Origin of the sequence: Planktotalea frisia, assembly GCF_001890925.1 — a bacterium.
In the GTDB taxonomy this organism is placed as follows: domain Bacteria; phylum Pseudomonadota; class Alphaproteobacteria; order Rhodobacterales; family Rhodobacteraceae; genus Planktotalea; species Planktotalea frisia.
The window spans coordinates 1-1,293 of sequence record NZ_MLCB01000055.1 but is presented as its reverse complement, the minus strand read 5'-3'; the positions used below and the strand labels follow the sequence as shown (position 1 = coordinate 1,293).

Here is a 1,293-nt window from a genome sequence, read left to right as displayed (position 1 = left end):
TGGCGTGCTTACAATAGCTTTAACTAAGGCTGATGAGTGGGTTTCGAGAGGTGCTTGCTTATCGTAGGTAAGAGCAGAATTAGGCTGAAAAGGCTCCACCTTGGGATCGTTAGTCCCAAGACAGCCAACTAAAGCAAAGCAAGCTAAGAGGCCAAAACCTGTCTTAACTTTTGGTGACGTAGTCAGATGATTTTCCGATGACATGTTAGGCAAAATCTACGGGCTCAAAGTCAGCTTCAGAGATTAAATCTGCATCGATCCCTTGAAGGATGGCGAGATGCTCTGAACCTTTAGAGATGATGGTATCGCTGACATAGTTGCCTGTGCCCTGAGCAATTGTAAGTTCTTTGAATAGAAGCCCGCTATCAATACCAATAACGTCGCTCCCATCAGTGAAGTCTGTGATTATGTCAGCGTCTGTTAATGCACCGCCACCATCGCCAGCACGTAAAATAATTGTATCTGAGCCATCGCCAGTTGTTATGGTATCTGCGCCAGTCGACGTATCAGGTTCTATTCCAAGATAACTATCAAGGATGTTACCATCCTGGTCGCGTAGTATCATTGATACTCCATCAATTTCAAGAGAACCTAAAAATTTATCACCAACAGTGTCTGATGAAGCCATAAATTGGAATGAGCCACTTTCTTTCTCAGTCCCATTCTCAAGAACCTCTATTGTTTGGTCAACTTTGATCCATTCAACGTCTGGCCAATCAATGTAGTCCCCAACAAAACCATTATAGTTATTCTCGTATTCTGAGACGTTTGAAGTCTCATAACTGAATGTCATACTCTGATATGTTATATCCTCATCATTGAAGAACTGCCCATTACCATGCGTGTAAATAAATGTACTTGTAACGTTTGCAATAAGCTCACCATTCATATCCGAAACGGTGATAGTTTCATTTTCAAATGTTTGAAAGGCACTGTCACTGTCGGTTGAATTTGGCAAAGCAAAATCGCTGGCTTTAATATTAGCCTCGATCATCATTTTACCATTTAGATATAACCAAATCTGTTCGTCACCACTCGCGTCTTCTGCTGAATAAAACTGCAAATCTTCTTCATTTGAAGTAACACTTTCAGGCAGCACATTTTTTAGCTCGTTCCAAATTTCAAGGAAATCTGGGTCCTTACTAATCATATCAAACGACAAACCATTTCCAATAATGTTCTTAGTAATAACGTCTCCAGTATTGTCCAAAATTACTACAATACCATCAGAATTCACAATTGAGCCAACGAATTCACCCCAAGGGTTTTCCTCAGTTGTAATGTAAAATTCTT

General features: G+C 40.4%; 1 protein-coding gene. It reads right to left on the bottom strand.

The annotated features are described in order from the left end of the window. Nucleotides 1-205: 205 nt before the first annotated feature. Nucleotides 206-1,293: hypothetical protein (locus PFRI_RS21260; protein WP_217653406.1), on the bottom strand; the 1,088-nt coding region annotated here is incomplete at its 5' end.